At 68.6% G+C, this 18,947-nt stretch carries 15 protein-coding genes; 9 read left to right on the top strand and 6 right to left on the bottom strand.

Annotation, left to right across the window (positions count from 1 at the left end):
- Window positions 1–4 precede the first annotated feature (4 nt).
- Window positions 5–859 carry a DMT family transporter gene (locus AC6LJ9_RS02125; protein WP_212313213.1) on the bottom strand — a complete coding sequence of 285 codons (855 nt, stop codon included), beginning with the start codon at window positions 857–859 and terminating at the stop codon, window positions 5–7.
- 150 nt (window positions 860–1,009) lie between these two features.
- Here AC6LJ9_RS02125 and htpX point away from each other — a divergent pair, with 150 nt between their 5' ends.
- The 7 genes from htpX (at window position 1,010) to AC6LJ9_RS02090 (ending at window position 9,344) form a co-directional block, all read left to right on the top strand.
- The gene (htpX, locus tag AC6LJ9_RS02120) at window positions 1,010–1,891 is read left to right on the top strand and encodes a protease HtpX (protein WP_212313211.1); all 882 of its coding nucleotides are present in this window, start codon (window positions 1,010–1,012) and stop codon (window positions 1,889–1,891) included.
- Between the two features lie 370 nt (window positions 1,892–2,261).
- Window positions 2,262–3,530, top strand: a complete 1,269-nt coding sequence (locus AC6LJ9_RS02115; protein ID WP_498146326.1) for a carbohydrate porin — start codon at window positions 2,262–2,264, stop codon at window positions 3,528–3,530.
- A gap of 19 nt (window positions 3,531–3,549) precedes the next feature.
- Complete coding sequence (gene xylF, locus AC6LJ9_RS02110; RefSeq protein WP_498146276.1) at window positions 3,550–4,566, top strand: D-xylose ABC transporter substrate-binding protein; 1,017 nt, start codon at window positions 3,550–3,552, stop codon at window positions 4,564–4,566.
- Between the two features lie 19 nt (window positions 4,567–4,585).
- Window positions 4,586–6,130: a xylose ABC transporter ATP-binding protein gene (locus AC6LJ9_RS02105; RefSeq protein ID WP_498146275.1), complete on the top strand. Its 1,545-nt coding sequence runs from the start codon at window positions 4,586–4,588 to the stop codon at window positions 6,128–6,130.
- Between the two features lie 5 nt (window positions 6,131–6,135).
- A complete protein-coding gene (locus tag AC6LJ9_RS02100) occupies window positions 6,136–7,323 on the top strand; it encodes a sugar ABC transporter permease (protein ID WP_498146274.1) in 1,188 nt (395 codons plus the stop codon).
- Window positions 7,316–8,407 carry a lactonase family protein gene (locus AC6LJ9_RS02095; protein WP_498146273.1) on the top strand — a complete coding sequence of 364 codons (1,092 nt, stop codon included), beginning with the start codon at window positions 7,316–7,318 and terminating at the stop codon, window positions 8,405–8,407. Before AC6LJ9_RS02100 ends, AC6LJ9_RS02095 begins: the two co-directional genes overlap by 8 nt.
- Before the next feature lie 16 nt (window positions 8,408–8,423).
- Window positions 8,424–9,344: an NAD-dependent epimerase/dehydratase family protein gene (locus tag AC6LJ9_RS02090; protein WP_498146272.1), complete on the top strand. Its 921-nt coding sequence runs from the start codon at window positions 8,424–8,426 to the stop codon at window positions 9,342–9,344.
- Between the two features lie 46 nt (window positions 9,345–9,390).
- Here AC6LJ9_RS02090 and AC6LJ9_RS02085 read toward each other — a convergent pair whose 3' ends face one another.
- Window positions 9,391–10,410, bottom strand: coding sequence for a LacI family DNA-binding transcriptional regulator (locus AC6LJ9_RS02085; protein ID WP_498146271.1), 1,020 nt, complete (start codon window positions 10,408–10,410; stop codon window positions 9,391–9,393).
- A gap of 3 nt (window positions 10,411–10,413) precedes the next feature.
- Complete coding sequence (locus AC6LJ9_RS02080) at window positions 10,414–11,805, bottom strand: L-serine ammonia-lyase (protein WP_498146270.1); 1,392 nt, start codon at window positions 11,803–11,805, stop codon at window positions 10,414–10,416.
- Between the two features lie 169 nt (window positions 11,806–11,974).
- Between AC6LJ9_RS02080 and AC6LJ9_RS02075 the strand changes: the two genes are divergently transcribed.
- On the top strand, window positions 11,975–13,636 hold the full coding sequence (locus AC6LJ9_RS02075; protein ID WP_498146269.1) for a Na/Pi cotransporter family protein: 1,662 nt from the start codon (window positions 11,975–11,977) through the stop codon (window positions 13,634–13,636).
- Window positions 13,637–13,737: 101 nt separating this feature from the next.
- Here the strand turns inward: AC6LJ9_RS02075 and AC6LJ9_RS02070 are convergent, their stop codons facing one another.
- The 3 genes from AC6LJ9_RS02070 to polA all read right to left on the bottom strand — a co-directional run bounded on the left by AC6LJ9_RS02070 (window position 13,738) and on the right by polA (window position 18,241).
- Window positions 13,738–14,526: a dienelactone hydrolase family protein gene (locus AC6LJ9_RS02070; RefSeq protein WP_498146268.1), complete on the bottom strand. Its 789-nt coding sequence runs from the start codon at window positions 14,524–14,526 to the stop codon at window positions 13,738–13,740.
- A 43-nt stretch (window positions 14,527–14,569) separates the two neighbouring features.
- Window positions 14,570–15,406, bottom strand: coding sequence for a ZIP family metal transporter (locus AC6LJ9_RS02065; RefSeq protein WP_103273406.1), 837 nt, complete (start codon window positions 15,404–15,406; stop codon window positions 14,570–14,572).
- A 117-nt stretch (window positions 15,407–15,523) separates the two neighbouring features.
- Window positions 15,524–18,241, bottom strand: coding sequence for a DNA polymerase I (polA, locus tag AC6LJ9_RS02060; RefSeq protein WP_498146267.1), 2,718 nt, complete (start codon window positions 18,239–18,241; stop codon window positions 15,524–15,526).
- On the opposite strand from polA, the gene AC6LJ9_RS02055 reads away from it, so the two are divergent.
- On the top strand, window positions 18,240–18,923 hold the full coding sequence (locus AC6LJ9_RS02055) for an LOG family protein (protein ID WP_498146266.1): 684 nt from the start codon (window positions 18,240–18,242) through the stop codon (window positions 18,921–18,923). The two genes, polA and AC6LJ9_RS02055, sit on opposite strands and share 2 nt — an antisense overlap.
- The last annotated feature ends 24 nt before the right edge of the window (window positions 18,924–18,947 follow it).

Genomic DNA, 18,947 nt, shown 5'->3' with positions numbered 1-18,947 from the left:
GGACTCAGGCCGGCTTGGGATCGCGCATGGTGCGCCAGACCGACAGCAGTCCGGCGAAGATGATCAGCGCCATGCCGGCCCAGGCCAGGCCGTCCAGGCGGTCGCCCCACAGGCCCATGCCCAGCAGCGCCGCGAAAATGATGGTGGAGTACTGCAGGGCGGCGGTCAGCAGCGCCGAGCCCAGGCCGAAGGCCCGCGTCATCGCCAGCTGGCCGAACAGGCCGGCCACGCCCACGCCCACCAGCGCGGCATAGCCTGGCCAGTCGGCCTGGCCCCAGCCGTCGAAGCCCAGGCCGGCGGCGCTGGACAGACAGACCGCCACGGAAAAGAACAGCACCGTGCGCCATTCGGGCTCGCCGATGCGGCCGAGCTGACGGATCTGCATCATGGCGATGGCCGACATGGCGCCGGCCGTCAGTCCCAGCAGCGCGGCCAGCCACTGGTCGTCGTTGATGCTGGGACGCAGCACGGCGATCACGCCCAGGAAGCCCAGCGCCACGGCGGTGATGCGCACGGCGTCGCGCTGCGCGCCGCCCCAGCCCAGCATCCAGCAGGCGATGAACAGCGGCGCGGTGTAGTTCAGGCTGGTGGCGGTGGCCAGCGGCAGGTGGGCGATGGCATAGAAGCCCAGCCACATCGAGGTGACGCCGGACAGGTTGCGCCACAGGTGCAGCTTCCAGCTGGTGGGCACGATGGACTGGCGTCCGGCACGGGCCCAGATCAGCAGCAGGATGACCGAGGGCAGGCCGCGAAACAGCACCACCAGCGGCAGCGACGCGCCGTGCTCGGTGCCGAGCTTCACGAACGACCCCATGATGGCGAACATGGCTGACGCCACCAACATCCAGAGTGCCTGCATGGGGACCTGCGCTAGGTAAAAAGTGAAGGGAAACGAGGGAAAGCGATACTATACTCCCCGTCACCGGAGGCGGCGCCGGCGGTCGGGGAACTGGCGGCCCGCCTTGCAGTCCAAGCCGGACTATCCTGCTCGCAGAGGAACATAAAAAGCATGAAACGCATCGTCCTGTTCGTCATCACCAACCTGGCTGTGATGCTGGTCCTGTCGGCCACGCTGCGCATCCTCGGGGTGGACAGATACATCACCGCGCAGGGCCTGAACCTGCAGGCGCTGCTGGTGTTCTCGGTCGTCGTCGGCTTCACCGGCGCGATCATCTCGCTGCTCATCAGCAAGCCCATGGCCAAGTGGAGCACCGGCGCGCAAGTGCTGGATCCGAACGCCCCGCGCAACCAGCGCGAGGCCTGGCTGCTCGATACCGTGCACCAATTGGCCGACCGCGCCGGCATCGGCCGTCCCGAAGTCGCCATCTACGAAGGCGCGCCGAACGCCTTCGCCACCGGCGCCTTCAAGAACGACTCGCTGGTCGCCGTGTCCACCGGCCTGCTGGAAAGCATGACCGAAGAGGAAGTCGCCGCCGTGCTGGCCCACGAAGTGGCCCACATCGCCAACGGAGACATGGTCACGCTGACCCTGATCCAGGGCGTGGTCAACACCTTCGTGGTGTTCCTGGCGCGCGTGGTCGGCTACTTCATCGACCGCGTCGTGCTCAAGAACGAGCGCGGCATGGGCATCGGCTACTACGTGACCGTGCTGGTCTGTGAGATCATTTTCGGCATCCTGGCGTCGATCATCGTCGCCTGGTTCTCGCGCCAGCGCGAGTACCGCGCCGATGCTGGCTCGGCCCACCTGATGGGCGCCCGCGAACCCATGATCCGCGCCCTGGCCCGCCTGGGCGGCATCGAAGCCGGCGAACTGCCCAAGTCCTTCGAGGCCTCGGGCATCACCGGCAAGGGCGGCCTGGCCGCGATGTTCGCCTCGCACCCGCCGATCCCGGCCCGCATCGCGGCGCTGCAGCAAGCCCGTCCGGCCTGATTCCGGCGCCCGCGAGGGCGCTGACGATCCGCAAGAAAAGCCCGCGCAAGCGGGCTTTTTTCTTGCCCGCAAGCCACGGCGCGCCTGCGATACGCCCGCCTCCAGAACTCGCGGCGCCGATGCCCCCCTGCCCCGCCCCTAGCGAAATCCCTAGGTACCAAGTGAATTGACAGCGCTGTCAATTGCACTGAAACTAGCTTCGCCGACAAGCCGTCGGCCAACGACATACAAGCCGACCCGCCCACCAGCGGCGCGCGGCGACAGGAGACAAGTCATGGCAACACCTCCCTGCCCCCCGGCAGCGGACGGCGCTGGCGCGCGCCTCCGGCATCGCACCCTCATGCGCCTGCCCTTCCTGCGACCGCTGCTCATGGCTGGCCTGTTGACCGGCGCCGGCGCGGCCCAGGCTTATGACATCACCACCAGCCCGCACCTGTTCGGCGACTGGGGCGGCCTGCGCACCAGCCTGTCCGAGCGCGGCATCGACCTCAACCTCGGCTATACCGGCGAGGCCGCGCACAACTTCAGCGGCGGCAAGGACAAGCTGACCCGCTACACCGACCAGTGGGTCTTCGGCGCCACGCTGAACCTGGACAAGCTCTGGGGCTGGCGCGGCGGCACCTTCCAGATGACCATCACCGACCGCAACGGCCGCAACCTGGGCGCCGATGCCGGCATCGGCAACAACATGCTGATCCAGGAGGTCTACGGCCGCGGCCAGACCTGGCACATGACGCAGTTCTGGCTCAACCAGTCCTTCCTGGACAACCGGGTGCAGTGGAAATTCGGCCGCATGACGGTGGGCGAGGATTTCGCCAGCTTCTCCTGCGACTTCCAGAACCTGACCTTCTGCGGCTCGCAGCCCGGCAACCTGGTGGGCAGCTACTGGGTCAACTGGCCGACCAGCCAGTGGGCCACGCGCCTGAAGGTCAGCACGTCGGAACAGACCTATCTGCAGGCCGGCGTCTACCAGGTCAACCCGAAATACGTGGATGACGGCTACGCCCGCCGCCACGGCTTGTCGCTGGACAATCCCGGCGGCACCACCGGCGCCCTGATCCCGCTGGAATTCGGCGTGCTGCCGTCCTGGAACGGACTGCCCGGCTCCTACAAGTTCGGCGCCTGGTACAACACCTCGCAGGGCAAGGACCTGTACCAGGACGTGAACGGCGACGCGCGTGGCCTCACCGGGCTGGCGCCGCGCGAACGCAACGGCCAGTACGGCTTCTACCTGAACTTCGAGCAGCAGGTCAGCGGCACCGCCGGCGCGCGCGGCGCCTCGGTGTTCCTGAACTTCTCGCAGGCCGACCGCGCCACCGCGGCGCAGGATCACCAGCTCGCGCTGGGCCTGCAGTACAAAGGGCCTTTCGGGCAGGCGCGCGACGTGGTCGGCGTGGCCATCGGCGCCACCCACAACAATGGCCGCTACGCGCGCTACGCGAGGCAGCAGGACCAGCGGCTGGACACGCGGACCACGGTGGGCGACGGCTATGAGTACGTGGCCGAGGCCTACTACAGCTGGTCGCCGGTGCCGTCGATCTACCTGCGGCCCAACCTGCAGTACATCCGACATCCGGGCGGCACGTCCAACAACCACGACGCCTTCATCATCGGACTGAAGACCGGCATCACCTTCTGAGCGCAACGAGGAGACAGACATGACCCTATCTTTCCGCCGCCTGCTGGCCTGCGCCCTGGCGCTGCCCGCCGCCCTGTATGCCGGCGCCGCCGCCCACGCCAGCAAGGAAGCGCCGGTGATCGGCTTTTCCATCGACGACCTGCGCGTCGAGCGCTGGACCCGCGACCGCGACTACTTCGTGCAGGCCGCGACCGCCCTGGGCGCCAAGGTCAGCGTGCAATCCGCCAACGCCAACGAGGCGCGCCAGATCGCTCAGGTGGAGAACCTGATCGCCGAGGGCGTGGACGCGCTGGTGATCGTGCCCTTCAATTCCAAGGTGCTGAGCAACGTGATCGCCAAGGCACGCAAGAGCGGCATCAAGGTCATCGCCTACGACCGCCTGATCCTGGGCGCGCCGCTGGACGCCTATGTCTCGTTCGACAACGTCAAGGTCGGCGAGATGCAGGCGCAGGGCGTGGTCGACGTGGTGCCCAAGGGCAATTACTACCTGCTGGGCGGCGCCTCCACCGACAACAACGCGCGCCTGTTCCGCGAGGGGCAGATGAACGTGCTCAAGCCGCTGGCCGACAAGGGCGACATCAAGATCGTCGGCGAGCAATGGACGCCGGAATGGGATCCGTCCAAGGCCCAGGCCATCATCGAGAACGCGCTGAACGCCAACGACAACAACATCCAGGCCATCGTCGCCTCGAACGACGGCACGGCCGGCGGCGCGATCCAGGCGCTGACCAGCCAGAAGCTGGCCGGCAAGGTCGCGGTGTCGGGCCAGGACGCCGACCTGGCCGGCGTGCGCCGCGTCGCGGCGGGCACGCAGACCATGACCATCTACAAGCCGCTCAAGAGCATTGCCAGCACCGCCGCGCAGGTGGCCGTGGAGCTGGTGCAGGGCAAGCAGCCCGCGTTCAACGCCAAGCTCGACAACGGCAAGGGCCAGGTGGACAGCATCCTGCTCAAGCCCACGCTGCTGACGCGCGACAACCTGGACATCCTCGTCAAGGACGGCTTCTATACGGCGGAACAGATCGCGGGCAAGTAGCCGCGACAGGAGATGGGTGATGGAACAGCAGCCCCTGTTTGAAATGCGCGGCATCGTCAAGGAATTCTCGGGCGTGCGCGCGCTGTCCGGCGTCAGCCTGGCCGTGCGTCCCGGCGAATGCCTGGGCCTGTGCGGCGAGAACGGCGCCGGCAAGTCCACGCTGATGAAAGTGCTGTCGGGCGTCTATCCGCACGGCAGCTACGAAGGCCAGATCCTCTGGGAAGGCCGCGAGCTGCGCTCGCGCTCCACGCGCGACAGCGAGCGCGCCGGCATCGTCATCCTGCACCAGGAGCTGATGCTGGTGCAGCAGCTGAGCGTGACCGAGAACATCTTCCTCGGCAACGAGCTGAAGCTGCCCGGCGGGCGCATGGACTACCCCGCCATGCACCGCCGCGCGGCCGAGCTGCTGGCGCAGCTCAAGCTGGACGACGTCAACGTGGGCGCGCCGGTGATGCACTACGGCAACGGCCACCAGCAGCTGTTCGAGATCGCCCGCGCCCTGGCCAAGCAGGCGCGCCTGCTGATCTTCGACGAGCCCACGTCCTCGCTCAGCGCCAAGGAGATCGAGGTGCTGCTGGCGATCATCGAGGACCTGAAGCGCGCCGGCGTGGCCTGCATCTACATCTCGCACAAGCTCGACGAGGTCAAGCGGGTCTGCGACACCATCACCGTGATCCGCGACGGCGAGCATGTCGCCACCCGGCCGGCCGCGGCGCTGGACGAGGACGGCATCATCGGCCTGATGGTGGGCCGGGAGCTGACCTCGCGCTTTCCCCGCACCGAGCGCCAGCCCGGCGAGGTGGTGCTGGAAGCGCGCGGCGTGACCTGCTGGGACGTCACCAACCCGCGCCGCAAGCGGGTGGAGGACGCCGGCCTGCAGGTGCGCGCCGGCGAGATCCTGGGCATCGCCGGCCTGGTGGGCGCGGGCCGCACCGAACTCGTGTCCGCCATCTACGGCGCCTATGCCGGCCGCAGTGAGGCGCAGGTCTGGGTGCAGGGCCGCCCCGTGCGCATCGGCTCGCCGGCCGACGCCATCGCGCAGGGCATCTGCCTGGTGCCGGAGGACCGCAAGCGCCATGGCATCGTGCCGCAGATGAGCGTGGCCGAGAACATCACGCTGGCCACCCTGGCCGACCACGCGCGCGCGACCCGCGTCGACGCGCAGTCGGAACTGGCCGCGGTCGAGCGCGAGATCGCGCGCCTGCGCATCAAGACCGCCAGCCCCGGCCTGCCCGTGGCCAGCCTGTCCGGCGGCAACCAGCAGAAAGTGGTGCTGGCGAAGATGGCGCTGAAGAATCCCCGGGTACTGATCCTGGACGAGCCGACGCGCGGCGTGGACATCGGCGCCAAGTACGACATCTACAAGATGATCTTCGACCTGGCCGACCGCGGCGTGGCCATCGTCATGGTGTCCTCCGAGCTGCCCGAGATCCTGGGCATGAGCGACCGCGTGCTGGTCATGAACGCCGGCCGCGTTGCCGCCGAATTCCCCATCCAGGGCCTGACGCAGGAACGCGTGCTGGCCGCCGCCCTGAACACCGAACCGCTGCGGCACGCCGCCTGAACGCCATGAAGCAGACCCTCGCCTCTTCCTATACCGAACCCCGTCCCAAGGCCGCGCACCCGCCCCTGCGCCTGCTCTTCGCCCGCCACAAGCTGCTGGCGATGGTGCTGGCCCTGGCGCTGATCTGGCTGTTCTTCTGGCACCAGACCGGCGGCACCTTCCTACGCCCCAACAGCATCTCCAACCTGTTCCTGCAGATGTCGGTCACCGGCATGCTGGCCTGCGGCATGGTGCTGGTCATCATCGCCGGCGAGATCGACCTGTCGGTGGGATCGCTGCTGGGCCTGCTGGGGGGCCTGGCCGCCATCCTGACCGTGAACCTGGGCTGGAACACCTGGCTGGCGGTGGCCACCGTGCTGGCCGCCGGCGCCGCGCTGGGCCTGGTCAACGGCTGCCTCACGACGCGGCTGCGCGTGCCGTCCTTCATCGTCGGCCTGGGCGGCATGCTGGCCTATCGCGGACTGCTGCAGCTGAGCACGGACAGCGTCACCATCGCCCCCGTGCCCGACGACCTGGGCGCCATCGCCCAGGCCTTCGTGCCGCCTGCGCTGTCCTGGCTGATGGTGGCGCTGATCGTCGCGCTGGCCTGCGGCCTGGCCCTGTCGCGCCGGCGTCAGCGCCGCCGGCTCGGGCTGGCGCTGGCGCCGGCCTGGGCCGACGGACTCAAGGTCGGCGCGATCGCCGCCACGGCCGCGGGCTTCGTGCTGGTGCTGAACCAGGCCCACGGCGTGCCGCTGCCGGTGCTCATCCTGCTGGCGCTGCTTGGCGTATTCTCATGGATCACCAGCCAGACGGTGTTCGGCCGCCACGTCTACGCGGTGGGCGGCAACGTCGAGGCCAGCCGGCTGTCAGGCGTGAACGTCAAACGCGTGAAACTGATGGTGTTCATGCTGATGGGCCTGATGTGCGCCTTCGCCGGCATCGTCACCACGGCGCGCGCGGCGGCGGGCTCGCCATCGGCCGGCGTGGGCGGCGAGCTGGACGCCATCGCCGCCTGCTTCATCGGCGGCACGTCCATGCGCGGCGGCTCGGGCACCGTGTACGGCGCGTTGATCGGCGCGCTGGTCATGGCCAGCCTGGACAACGGCATGCAGCAGATGAACGTGGATACTTCCTGGCAAATGATCGTCAAGGGCGCCGTGCTGGTGCTGGCGGTCTGGATAGACGTAGCGACGAGGTCCGAACGTGCATAAACCCCAACACTCCTCCGCGCCGGGCAGCTGCCTGCTGGCGGTAGGCACCTATACCGAAATCCTGCCCCATGTGCAGGGGCGCGGCCTGGGCATACACCTGCTGGAATTCGACGGCGAATCCGCCACGTTCCGCGAACGCCAGGCCCTGGCCGGCCCGGTCAATCCCTCATACCTGTGCGCATGGGGCGACCGGCTCTACAGCGTCAGCGAGCGCAGCCGCGACGCGGCACTGGACATCTGCGCCATCGAGGACGGCGGCGCGCGCCTGCGGCCCATCGGCCGCGCCGCCGTGCCCGGCGCCGACCCCTGCCACGTCAGCGTGAATCCAGTGGCGCGCCAGCTGTACGTCTCGAACTACAGCTCGGGCGAACTGCTGTGCTACGCGCTGGACGACAAGGGCCTGCCCGCCGGCGAGCCGCAGGCCGTCACGCGCCAGGGCTCCGGGCCGCGCGCCGACCGCCAGGACGGCCCGCACGCGCATTTCGCGATGCCCGATGCCTCCGGCGCGCATGTATACCTGTGCGACCTGGGCACGGACGCGATCGTCCGCCATCGCGTGCAGGCCGACGGCCTGGCGCCGGAGCCCGACTGGACGCTGCAAGCGCGGCCCGGCTCGGGACCGCGCCATCTGGTCCTGTCCGGCGCGCTGATCGTCACGGTCAATGAGCTGTCCAATACGCTCAGCGTCTACGGTCAGGCCGAGGATGCGCGAACCCCGCCCCGCGAACTGGCGCACGCCAGCACGCTGCCGCCCGGCTGGACCGGCACCAGTTGGGCCGCGGCCCTCCGGCTGCACCCGAACGGCAGGCTGCTGATGGTCTCCAACCGAGGCCACGACAGCATCGCCGCCTTCCGCCTGCGACGCGACGCGCCCTGGCTGGAGCCGCTGGGCCATTTTCCCGCCGGCGGGCGCACGCCGCGCGACATCGCCTTCACGCCCGACGGCGCCTTCCTGCTGATCGCTTCGCAAGACGACCATCTCATTCGCGCATTGCGCATCGACCCCGTCACCGGCATGCCCGAACGCGCCGGCGCGTCCTTCGCGCTGCGCTCGCCCGTCTGCCTGTGCCCCCTGCTGCCCTGAACCGGGAACCCTCAACGTGACTGCATCCCTTCCTCCCGCCCGCATCATCGTCACCGGCGCCACCGGCCAGGTCGGCCGCAAGGCCCTGGCCATCCTGGCGCGCCAGGCCTGGTGCGAACACCTGGTCGGCATCGACCTGCACGCGGACGACGCCCAGTTCGGGCCCGAGCTGCGCGAACGCCTGACGCTGGTCGCCGCCGATCTCGAGGATCCCGACGGCGCATGGACCCGCCATTTCGAGGGCGTCGATGCCGTGCTGCACCTGGCCGCCCGGCATTCCACGCCCGACGCCAGCTGGGAAGAGGCGCTGGGCTCCTACAACATGACGCTGAACGTGCTGACAGCGGCGGCCACGCATGGCGCGCGCCGGCTGGTGTTCTCATCGTCGAACCATGCCATGGGCGGCTACAAGGACCAGCCGCTGGCCGCGCGCATGGGCCCCGGCAAGCTCACCGCGCAGACCGAGCCGGCGCCCGGCACGCGCTGGTTCGACGGCCAGCGCGACGTGCATTCGCTGGCCTACGGCACCTCCAAGGTGATGGGAGAGCGCCTGTGCCGCGCCTATTCGGCCGTGACCGAAGGCCGCCTGTCGACGGTGGCGGCGCGCATCGGCTGGATCCTGCCCGACGGCAACGACCCGCGCGACATCACCTATTCCGGCGTGGCGCACCAGCGCGCGCCTTCGGACGGCGCGCTGGACGAACCCAGCCGCCGCGCGCTGGCCTGGTTCCGCGACATGTGGCTGTCCAACGGCGACCTGGAACGACTGCTGATCGCCGCGCTGACGGCGGATTCATCCGGCTGGGAAGGCGGCAGCGTCATCGTCAACGGGGTCTCCGCCAACCAGGGCAGCGCCTGGGATGTGGCCGGCGGACGCGCCAGCATCGGCTACGTCCCCCAGGATGACGTGCAGGAACGACTGCGCGCCGCGCCCTGACAACTGGCGTTGGGTTGAGGTCCGCGTCGGGCGCGCGCCAGCGGACTCAGCCCAGCGCCCGCGTCGAATCGCGCACGACGATCTCGTAGCCCAGCGTGCGCACCCGCGCCTGCGGTTCGCGCGAGACCAGTTGTTCCACGGCCGCGTAGGCCATGTCGCGAATCGGCTGGCGCAAGGTGGTCAGCTTGGGCCAGGTCTGGCGCGACAAGGGCGTGTCGTCGTAGCCGGCCACCGACAATTCGTCGGGCACCTTGATGCCGCGCGCGTGCGCCGCGTACAGCACGCCGGCCGCCATGTCGTCGTTGCCGGCGAAAATGGCGCTGGGCCGGTCGGCGCGGTCCAGCAGCCGCTCGCCGCAATGCACGCCGGAATCGAAGGAATGCAGGCCCTGCTCGACCAGGCTGTCGTCGACCTGCAATCCGCCCTCGGCCAGCGCATCGCGATAACCACGCTGGCGCTCGTGGGCGGCGCCGTGGTCCGGATGGCCGGCGACGAAGCCGATCCGTCGATGCCCCAGGCCGATCAGATAACGGGTCATGTCACGCGCAGCGGAACGGTCGTCGGTGCTGACCTCCAGCCCCTTCACGCTCGGATAGCTGGGCGCCAGCCGCACATAGGGCATGTCGCCTCGGTCCAGCGCGTCGATCAGCGCCGGCACGTCGGACACCGGCGGCGTCAGCACCACGCCGGCGCAGGCGCGCTGGCGCGCTGCCTGCGCGATCTGCTCGGCCAGGCCCTCGGCGCGGTAGTCGCAGGGCTGCAGCAGCAGGCTGTAGAAATAACGCCGGCATGCGTCCAGCGCCCCCTGCTGGATGTTGATCAGGTAGTTGTCGCTGGGATTGTCGTAGACCAGCATGATGAGGTCGGAGCGCTTGCTGGCCAGCCGGCGCGCGGACGGATTGGGCTGGTACTTCAGCAGCTCGATCGCGGCCATGACCTTGGCGCGCGTCTTCTCGCTGGTGTTGGGCTCGTTGTTGAGCACGCGCGACACGGTCTTGATGGACACGCCCGCCTGGGCGGCCACATCATCGACCGTGACGGAACCCGTTCCCTTGCCGCTCGCCATGCCTCAGCACTCGACGATGTTGACCGCCAGCCCCCCGCGCGCGGTTTCCTTGTACTTGGTCTTCATGTCCGCTCCGGTCTCGCGCATGGTCTTGATGACCGAATCCAGCGACACGTAGTGCTGGCCGTCGCCGCGCAGCGCCATGCGGGCGGCGTTGACCGCCTTGACCGAGGCCATGGCATTGCGTTCGATACAGGGAATCTGCACCAGCCCGCCGACGGGATCGCAGGTCAAGCCCAGGTTGTGCTCCATGCCGATCTCGGCGGCGTTCTCGACCTGCTCGACCGTGCCGCCCAGCGCCGCGGCCAGGCCGCCCGCCGCCATGGAACAGGCCACGCCGACCTCGCCCTGGCAGCCGACTTCGGCGCCGGACAGCGAGGCGTTGTACTTGTACAGCAGGCCCACCGCCGCGGCGGTCAGCAGGAAGGCGCGCACGCCCTCGCGGTTGGAACCGGGAATGAAGCGGTCGTAATAGTGCAGCACGGCCGGGATGATGCCCGCCGCGCCGTTGGTCGGCGCCGTGACCACGCGGCCGCCGGCTGCGTTTTCCTCGTTGACGGCCATGGCGTACAGGTTGACCCAGTCCATCACCGACAGCGGATCCGACAGCGTGCGCTCGGCGCGCTGGGTCAGGTTGCGGTACAGCTCGGGGGCGCGGCGGCGCACCCGCAACGGGCCGGGCAGCTCGCCGTCGGCCTCGGGGTAATTGATGCCGCAGCCGCGCGCCACGCAGTCCTGCATGACCTGCCAGATGCGATCCAGGCCGCCGTTGACCTCGGCCTCGTCGCGCCAGGTCAGCTCGTTCTTCATCATCAGCTGGGCCACCGTCAGCCCGCTTTCCTTGCACATGGTCAGCAGCTCGCGGCCGGTGCGGAACGGATACGGCAGCTGGTCATGGGCGGCGATGACCTGGCTGTTGGACGCGCCGGCGGTGACCACGAATCCGCCGCCCACGGACAGATAGCGCGATTCGCGCAGCGACTCGCCCTCGGCGTCGTAGGCGTGGAACTTCATGCCGTTGGGATGCTCGGCCAGCGCCTCGCGCCGGTAGAACATCATGTGCTCCTTCTCGATGAAGGGCACGGTGTGGCGTCCGAGCAACGACAGCTGGCGGCTGCCGCGCACCGAGGCCAGCAGGCCGGCAATGGCGGCCGGGTCCACCGTGTCTGGCGCTTCGCCCATCAGGCCCAGCAGCACGCCCTTGTCGGTGCCGTGCCCCTTGCCGGTGGCGCCCAGCGAACCGTACAGCTCGGCCCGCACCGAGGCCACGCGCGGCATCAGGCCGTCGCGTTCCAGGCCCTGGGCGAACAGCAGCGCCGCCCGCATCGGCCCCACGGTGTGGGAGCTGGACGGGCCTATGCCTATCTTGAACAGATCAAATACGGAAACAGCCACCCCACACCCCAATGCAATCTAGAAGATGCGGCAATGATACGCGCAAGCCCCGCCGGCGGGCAGCATGGCCCTGGCGGGCGTATGCTCCATCAGGGACGGTTTGCCCCGGCTGGCTCCGGGCATGCGATCATTACAAAATTATTACTTGTCATAGAAAGAATACGCCAGGATGTCCGCACTCATCACCTTGCTCGACTTCGCCGGCTACGTCGCCCTGCTGCTCTGGGGCGTGCACATGGTCCAGACCGGCGTGCAGCGCGCCTTCGGCGCGGCCCTGGGCGCCGCCCTGGGACGGGCGCTGGGCACCCGCCTGCGGGCCTTCGCCGCCGGCCTGGGCATCACCGCCGCGCTGCAGAGCAGCACCGCCACCGGCCTGATGATCACCGGCTTCGCCGCCGGCGGCGTGGTCGGCCTGGTGCCGGCCCTGGCCGCCATGCTGGGCGCCAACGTCGGCACCACCCTGATCGTCCAGCTGCTGTCCTTCGACCTGACTTCGCTGGCGCCCATCCTGATCCTGGCCGGCGTCTGGATGTTCCGCCGCTACCCGCCCGGCCGCACCCGCGACCTGGGCCGCGTCTTCATCGGCCTGGGCCTGCTACTGCTGTCGCTGCACCAGCTGGTGCAGCTGTTCGAGCCGTTCCAGAACGCGCCCATGCTGGGCATGGTGCTGGAAGCCCTGTCTACCCAGCCGGTGGTGGCCGTGCTGCTGTCGGCGATCTTCACCTGGGCCGCGCACTCCAGCGTGGCCGTGGTGGTGCTGGTCATGTCGCTGGCCAGCCATCACATGGTGGCGCCGCACGTGGCCTTCGCGCTGGTGCTGGGCGCCAACCTGGGCACCGCCATCAATCCCATGATCGAGGGCGTCACCGGTGATGATCCGGCCGCCCGCCGGCTGCCGCTGGGCAATCTGCTGACGCGCGCGCTGGGCGTGCTGGCCGGGCTGGTCGCGCTGCCGCTGGTGCAGCCGCTGATGAACCTGCTGGAAGCCGATCCGGCCCGCGCCGTGGCCAACTTCCACACGCTGTTCAACGCCGTGATCGCGCTCGTGTTCCTGCCGCTGCTCGCGCCCTACGCCGCGCTGCTCACCCGCTGGCTGCCCAAGCGCGCCGATCCGAACGATCCGTCGCGTCCGCAGTACCTGGACGAATGGGCCCACGACGTACCAGCCGTGGCCCTGGGCAACGCGGCGCGCGAGGCGCTGCGCATGGCCGACATGCTGCAGACCCTGCTGCTTTACGCGCGCGCCGGCTTCAAGCGCGACAACCGCCACCGCATGGTGCAGGCGCGCCAGCTGGACGGCGCGCTGGACAAGCTGGAAAACGCCATCACCACCTACCTGGCCACGCTGGACCAGGAGAACATGACGCGCGAAGACCTGCAGCGCATGGACGACATCCTGGCCTTCATCAGCAACGTCGGCCATGCCGGCGACATCGCCCACCACGGCCTGCTCGGCCACGTCGCCAAGCTGCGCAAGCAAGGCTGGGTCTTCTCGGCCGAACAGCGCGCCAGCCTGGAAGAGACGCTGGGCCAGCTCATCACCAACCAGCGCCAGGCCGCCGCGCTGTTCGTCAACGACGACCTGCGGCAGGCCCGCGCGCTGGCCGGCGAGAAGGCGCGCTTTCGCGGCATCGAGACCCAGGCCTCGGACACGCACCTGCAACGGATCAAGGCCGGCGAAGTCGACGCCGCCGAAGTGGGCGCGCTGTACCTGGACATCCTGCGCGACATGAAGGGCATCAACTCCCACCTGGTGGGCGCGGCGGCCTACCCGCTGCTGGCCCGCCACGGCGAGCTGCTGCCGAGCCGCCTGCGAGAGTCTGAGGGGTAGGCCCACCCCCGAGCGCTTCGCGCCCCCCTCAAGGGGCGCCGCTGCGGACCGGCAAAGCCGGCTCCGCGCGGCCCCGCTAAGGGCGTTCTTGCCAGCAGGCTCTAGAGGTGGTTCTGGAACCAGTCCAGCATGCGGCGCCAGCCGTCCTGGGCGGCCTGGGCGTTGTAGTTGGGGCGGTAGTCGGCCAGGAAGCCGTGGTCGGCCTCGGGATAGACCACGATCTCGGAGCGGCGCGCCGGTGCGCTGCCGGCGGCCAGGCTGGCCTTCATCCTGTCGACGTCGGCCAGCGGAATGCTGGCGTCGCGGCCGCCGTACAGGCCCAGGACCGGGGCGCGCAGGTCTTGCGCCACGTCCAGCGCGTAGCGCTTGATGAGCGGGCCGTGACCGACGCTGAGCTTGCCATACCAGGCGACGCCGGCCTTAACGGCCGGATTGTGCGCGGCATACATCCAGGTCAGGCGGCCGCCCCAGCAGAAGCCGGTGACCGCCACGCGGGCCGGATCGCCGCCATTGCGGGCGGCCCAGGCCAGACTGGCGTCCAGGTCGGCGTAGACCTGTTCGTCGGACACCTTGCTGACCAGATCGGCGACCAGCTTGGGAATGTCGGTGTAGGCGGACGCATCGCCCTGGCGCTCGTACAGGTTGGCGGCCACCGCCAGGTAGCCGGCGTGCGCCAGGCGACGGCACAGGTCCTTGATGTGCTCGTGCACGCCGAAGATCTCCTGCACCACCAGCACGATGGGCAGGTTCTGCTTGCCGGCGGGCGCGGCATAGTAGGCGGCGATGGCGCCGTCATCCACGGGCAGCTGGAAATCGCCGTGGGCCAGCCCTGCGGCGTCGGTGTGGATGACGGTGGGGGCGACCTTGCCGGCGGCGGCGGAAAAGCTCATGGCGTACTCCTGTCAGGGCGCCGCCGGACGGCCGCGGGCTGCCTCAATGACGGTGGCCGTGCTCCACAACGGGCGCGCCCTGGGGCGCGGCATCGTGCTCATGACCATGATGCATCAAGGTGGTGACGCTGTAGATCAGCGCCACGCCCACGCCGACCAGCAGCAGTTGCGGGATGGCATCGGCGAGCGACACGCGCTCGTGCATCTGCGGCATCAGGTCGGCCACCGAGATGTACAGGAAGCTGCTCGCGGCGACCACCAGCACATACGGCACCAGGCCTTGGGCCTGTTGCAGCAGGAAGAACCCTATTATGCCGCCCACGGCTGAACACAAGCTGGTGAACAGGATCAGGGAGAAGGCGCGCCGCCGCGCCAGTCCGGCGTTCAGCAGCACCACGAAGTCGCCCAGCTTGTGCGGCACCTCGTGCACGATGATGGAGGCCGCCGTCAGCACGCCCAGCAGCGGATCGGTGAGAAAGGCCGCCGCCACCAGCACGCCGTCGCACAGGTTGTGCAGCGAGCTGCCGATCAGGATCATCACGCCGCCCCGGCCCGCCTCGTGGCGGTCATGGCCCTTGTGGTGATGATGGCCATCGCCTTCATGATGATGGCTGTGGCGCAGCAGCGCGATCTTCTCCAGCACGAAGAAGCCGATCAGCGCGGCCAGCATCAGCCCGAACAGGACGTGCGCGTCGGCCACGCCGGACTCGAAGGCCTCGGGCAGCAGGTGCAGCAGCGCCACCGACAGCAACACGCCGACCGACAGGCTGACCATGTGGTGCAGATACTGCGAAAAGACCTTGTAGGCCAGCCAGCTGGCGACCACGACGGCGAGCAGTCCGCCGGTGACGGTGGCAAGCAGGATCCAGAGCAGCAACATGGGAACGGAAATCGAAGGAGAGGAAGCGCAACATTATATTGTTGCACTCCAAAAAGCGGAAATGGCCGCCCAAGGCGGCCATTTCCCCTGCGCGAGAGACGGCAATGCGCCAGCGCGCTAGTGCGCCTGCTCCCAGTTCTTGCCCACGCCCACCTCGGCCACCAACGGCACGCGCAACTCGGCCACGTTGCACATCAGGCGCGGCAGCGCTTCGCGCACCACCTCGATTTCGGCGTCGGGCGCTTCCAGCACCAGTTCGTCGTGGACCTGCATGATCATGCGCGTCTGCAGACGCTCGGCCTGCAGCCAGTCCTGCACGGCCACCATGGCCATCTTTATCAGGTCCGCCGCCGTGCCCTGCATGGGCGCGTTGATGGCTGCGCGCTCCGCGCCCTGGCGGCGCGGGCCGGAGGCGCCGCGGATCTCGGGCAGCTGCAGGCGGCGGCCGAAGACGGTTTCCACATAGCCCTGCTCGCGAGCCAGCCGGCGCGTCTCTTCCATGTACATCGCCACGCCGGGATAGCGCGCGAAGTAGCGGTCGATATAGGCTTGCGCCGCGTCGCGCGTGATGCCCAGGTTCGACGCCAGGCCGAACACGCCCATGCCGTAGATCAGGCCGAAGTTGATGGCCTTGGCCGCGCGGCGCTGTTCGGAGCTGACCTGATCCAGCGTCACGCCGAACACCTCGGAGGCCGTGGCGCGGTGGATGTCCTCGCCCGCCGCGAAGGCGCGCTGCAGGTTCGCGTCGTCGGACACGTGCGCCATGATGCGCAGCTCGATCTGCGAATAGTCGGCCGACAGCAGCATGCCGTTCTCGGCGATGAAGGCCTCGCGCACGCGGCGGCCCGCCTCGGTGCGCACCGGGATGTTCTGCAGGTTGGGATCCGACGAGGCCAGCCGGCCGGTGATGACCGCGGCCTGCGAATAGTGCGTGTGCACCCGCCCGGTGGCCGGATTGACCATGCGCGGGAGCTTGTCGGTATAGGTGGACTTCAGCTTGGACAGGCCGCGGTATTCCAGCAGCACCTGCGGCAGCGGATAGTCCTGCGCCAGCTTGGTCAGCACTTCCTCGTCGGTGGACGGCGCGCCGCCGGCGGTCTTGCGCACCACCGGCAGCGCCATGCGGCCGAACAGGATCTCGCCCAGCTGCTTGGGGGAATTCAGGTTGAAGGGCTGGCCGGCCAGTTCATAGGCCTTTTGCTCCAGCAGCAACATTTCCTGGCCCAGCTTGTGGCTCTGCCGGCCCAGCTCGGCCGCGTCCACCTTGACGCCGTTGCGCTCGATGATGGTCAGCACCGCCGACACCTGCATTTCCAGCAGGTAGATGCGGTTCAGCCCGGCGTCGGCCTCGACCTGCGGCCGCAACGCGTGATGCAGCTGCAGCGTGAAGTCGGCGTCCTCGGCGGCATAGTGGCCGGCCTTGTCGACCGCCACTTCGTCGAAACCGATCTGCTTGGCGCCCTTGCCGCACAGGTCTTCGTACGACACGCCGCTGCGGCCCAGGTAGCGCTGCGCCAGGTCGTTCAGGCCCACGCCACGGTGCGATTCCAGCACATAGGCCTGCAGCATGGTGTCCTCGGCGATGCCGGCCAGCTTGATGCCTTCGTTCTCGAGCACATGGGCGTCGTACTTGGCGTGGTGCAGCAGCTTGGACCGCGAGGCGTCTTCAAGCCAGGGCTTGAGCCGCGCCAGCACCTCGTCCTTGGGCAATTGTTCCGCGCCGTCAGGTCCACGATGCGCAACCGGGATGTAGCAGGCCACGCCGGGCGCGACCGCCATCGACAGGCCCACCAGCCGGGCCTGCATTTCATCCAGCGAGGTGGTTTCGGTGTCCAGCGCCACCAGCGGCGCCTCGGCGACCTTGGCCATCCAGGCGTCGAAGGCGTCCCAGTCGGCGATGATGCGGTAGTCCAGTTCCGCCGGCGCCACGGGCGGCGCGGCGGCGACGCGCGCATCGCCCGCCGGCACGCGCTCGGCGTCGCCGGTCAGGTCGCGCAGCCAGGTGCGGAAACCGTAGCGCTCGTACAGTTCGACCAGCGTGGCGTCGTCGCGCTCGCGCGGCGCCAGGTCCTCGATGCTCTCGATATGACCGGTCAGGTCGCAGTCGCACTTCACGGTCAACAGCTCGCGCGTGAGCGGGAAGTTCGGAATCGCTTCGCGCAGGTTATTGCCGGCCACGCCCTTGACGCCGTCGGCGCCGGCGATCAGCTGGTCGATCGAGCCGTATTCGGAAATCCACTTGGCGGCCGTCTTGGGACCGACCTTGGTCACGCCGGGCACGTTGTCGACGGTGTCGCCGACCAGCATCAGGTAGTCGACGATACGATCCGGCGGCACGCCGAACTTGTTCAGCACGCCAGCCTCGTTCAGCACTTCGCCGCTCATCGTGTTGACCAGCGTCACCTGGCTGTTGACCAGCTGGGCCAGGTCCTTGTCGCCGGTGGAGACGATGGTGTCCACGCCCTGCTCCGCCGCGCGGCAGGCCAGCGTGCCAATGATGTCGTCGGCCTCGACGCCCTCGATGGCCAGCACCGGCCAGCCCAGCGCGCGCACGGCGCGGTGGATGGGCTCGATCTGCGCCGCCAGGTCTTCGGGCATCGGCGGGCGGTGGGACTTGTAGTCCGGGTACAGGTCGTCCCGGAAGGTCTTGCCGCGCGCGTCGAAAATACATGCGGCATACTCTGCCTTATGGTCAGATACAAGCTTGCGCAGCATGTTCACCACGCCGTAGAGCGCCCCCGTGGGTTCGCCTTGCGCGTTGCGCAAATCAGGCATAGCGTGGAAAGCGCGGTACAAGTAGCTTGAACCGTCGACCAGCAATAAGGTTTTTTTCATGGTTACAAAGGCAGATATGAGTACACCCGCCGGCAAACAAATTCCGCTGATTATGTCAGAGATACGGACAGCGGCCGAAAAGCTCGCGCACATCGGGCCCGCGGTCAGTGTCTTCGGCAGCGCGCGCGTCAGCCGCAACTCCCCGCACTATGAAACCACCGTCGCCATCTCCAAGGCCCTGGCGCAGGCCGGCTTCGCGGTCATCGCCGGGGGCGGCCCCGGCATCATGGAAGCGGCCAACAAGGGCGCGTTCGAAGTGGGCGGCACCAGCATCGGGCTGAACATCAGCCTGCCGCACGAGGCCCACAACAACGAATACCAAACGATCAGCCTGTCATTCGAGTACTTTTTCTCGCGCAAGGCCACCTTTTTCATGCACAGCTTCGCCTACGTGGCGATGCCAGGCGGCTTTGGCACCCTGGACGAGCTCTTCGAAGCGTTGACGCTGATCCAGACCGGCAAGGTGCCGCCCGCGCCCATCGTGCTGGTGGGCAGCGAATACTGGTCCGGCCTGGTCGACTGGCTGGGCGCGCAGTTGCTGAGCAACGGCATGATCGGCGCCCACGACCTGAACCTGTTCATCATCGAGGACGATCCGCAAAAGGTCGTGCGCAAGGTGGCGGAATTCCACGCCCAGGTCAGCAACGCCGACGCGCGCTACGCGCCCTCGCTGCCGGCCTGACGTACGCGAATGCCGCCGCTCGCG

The sequence above is a fragment of the Achromobacter sp. 1011811831 genome, assembly GCF_059760905.1.
The sequence above is the reverse complement of the archived record's forward strand: the minus strand, read 5'-3'. Positions and strand labels throughout refer to the sequence as shown.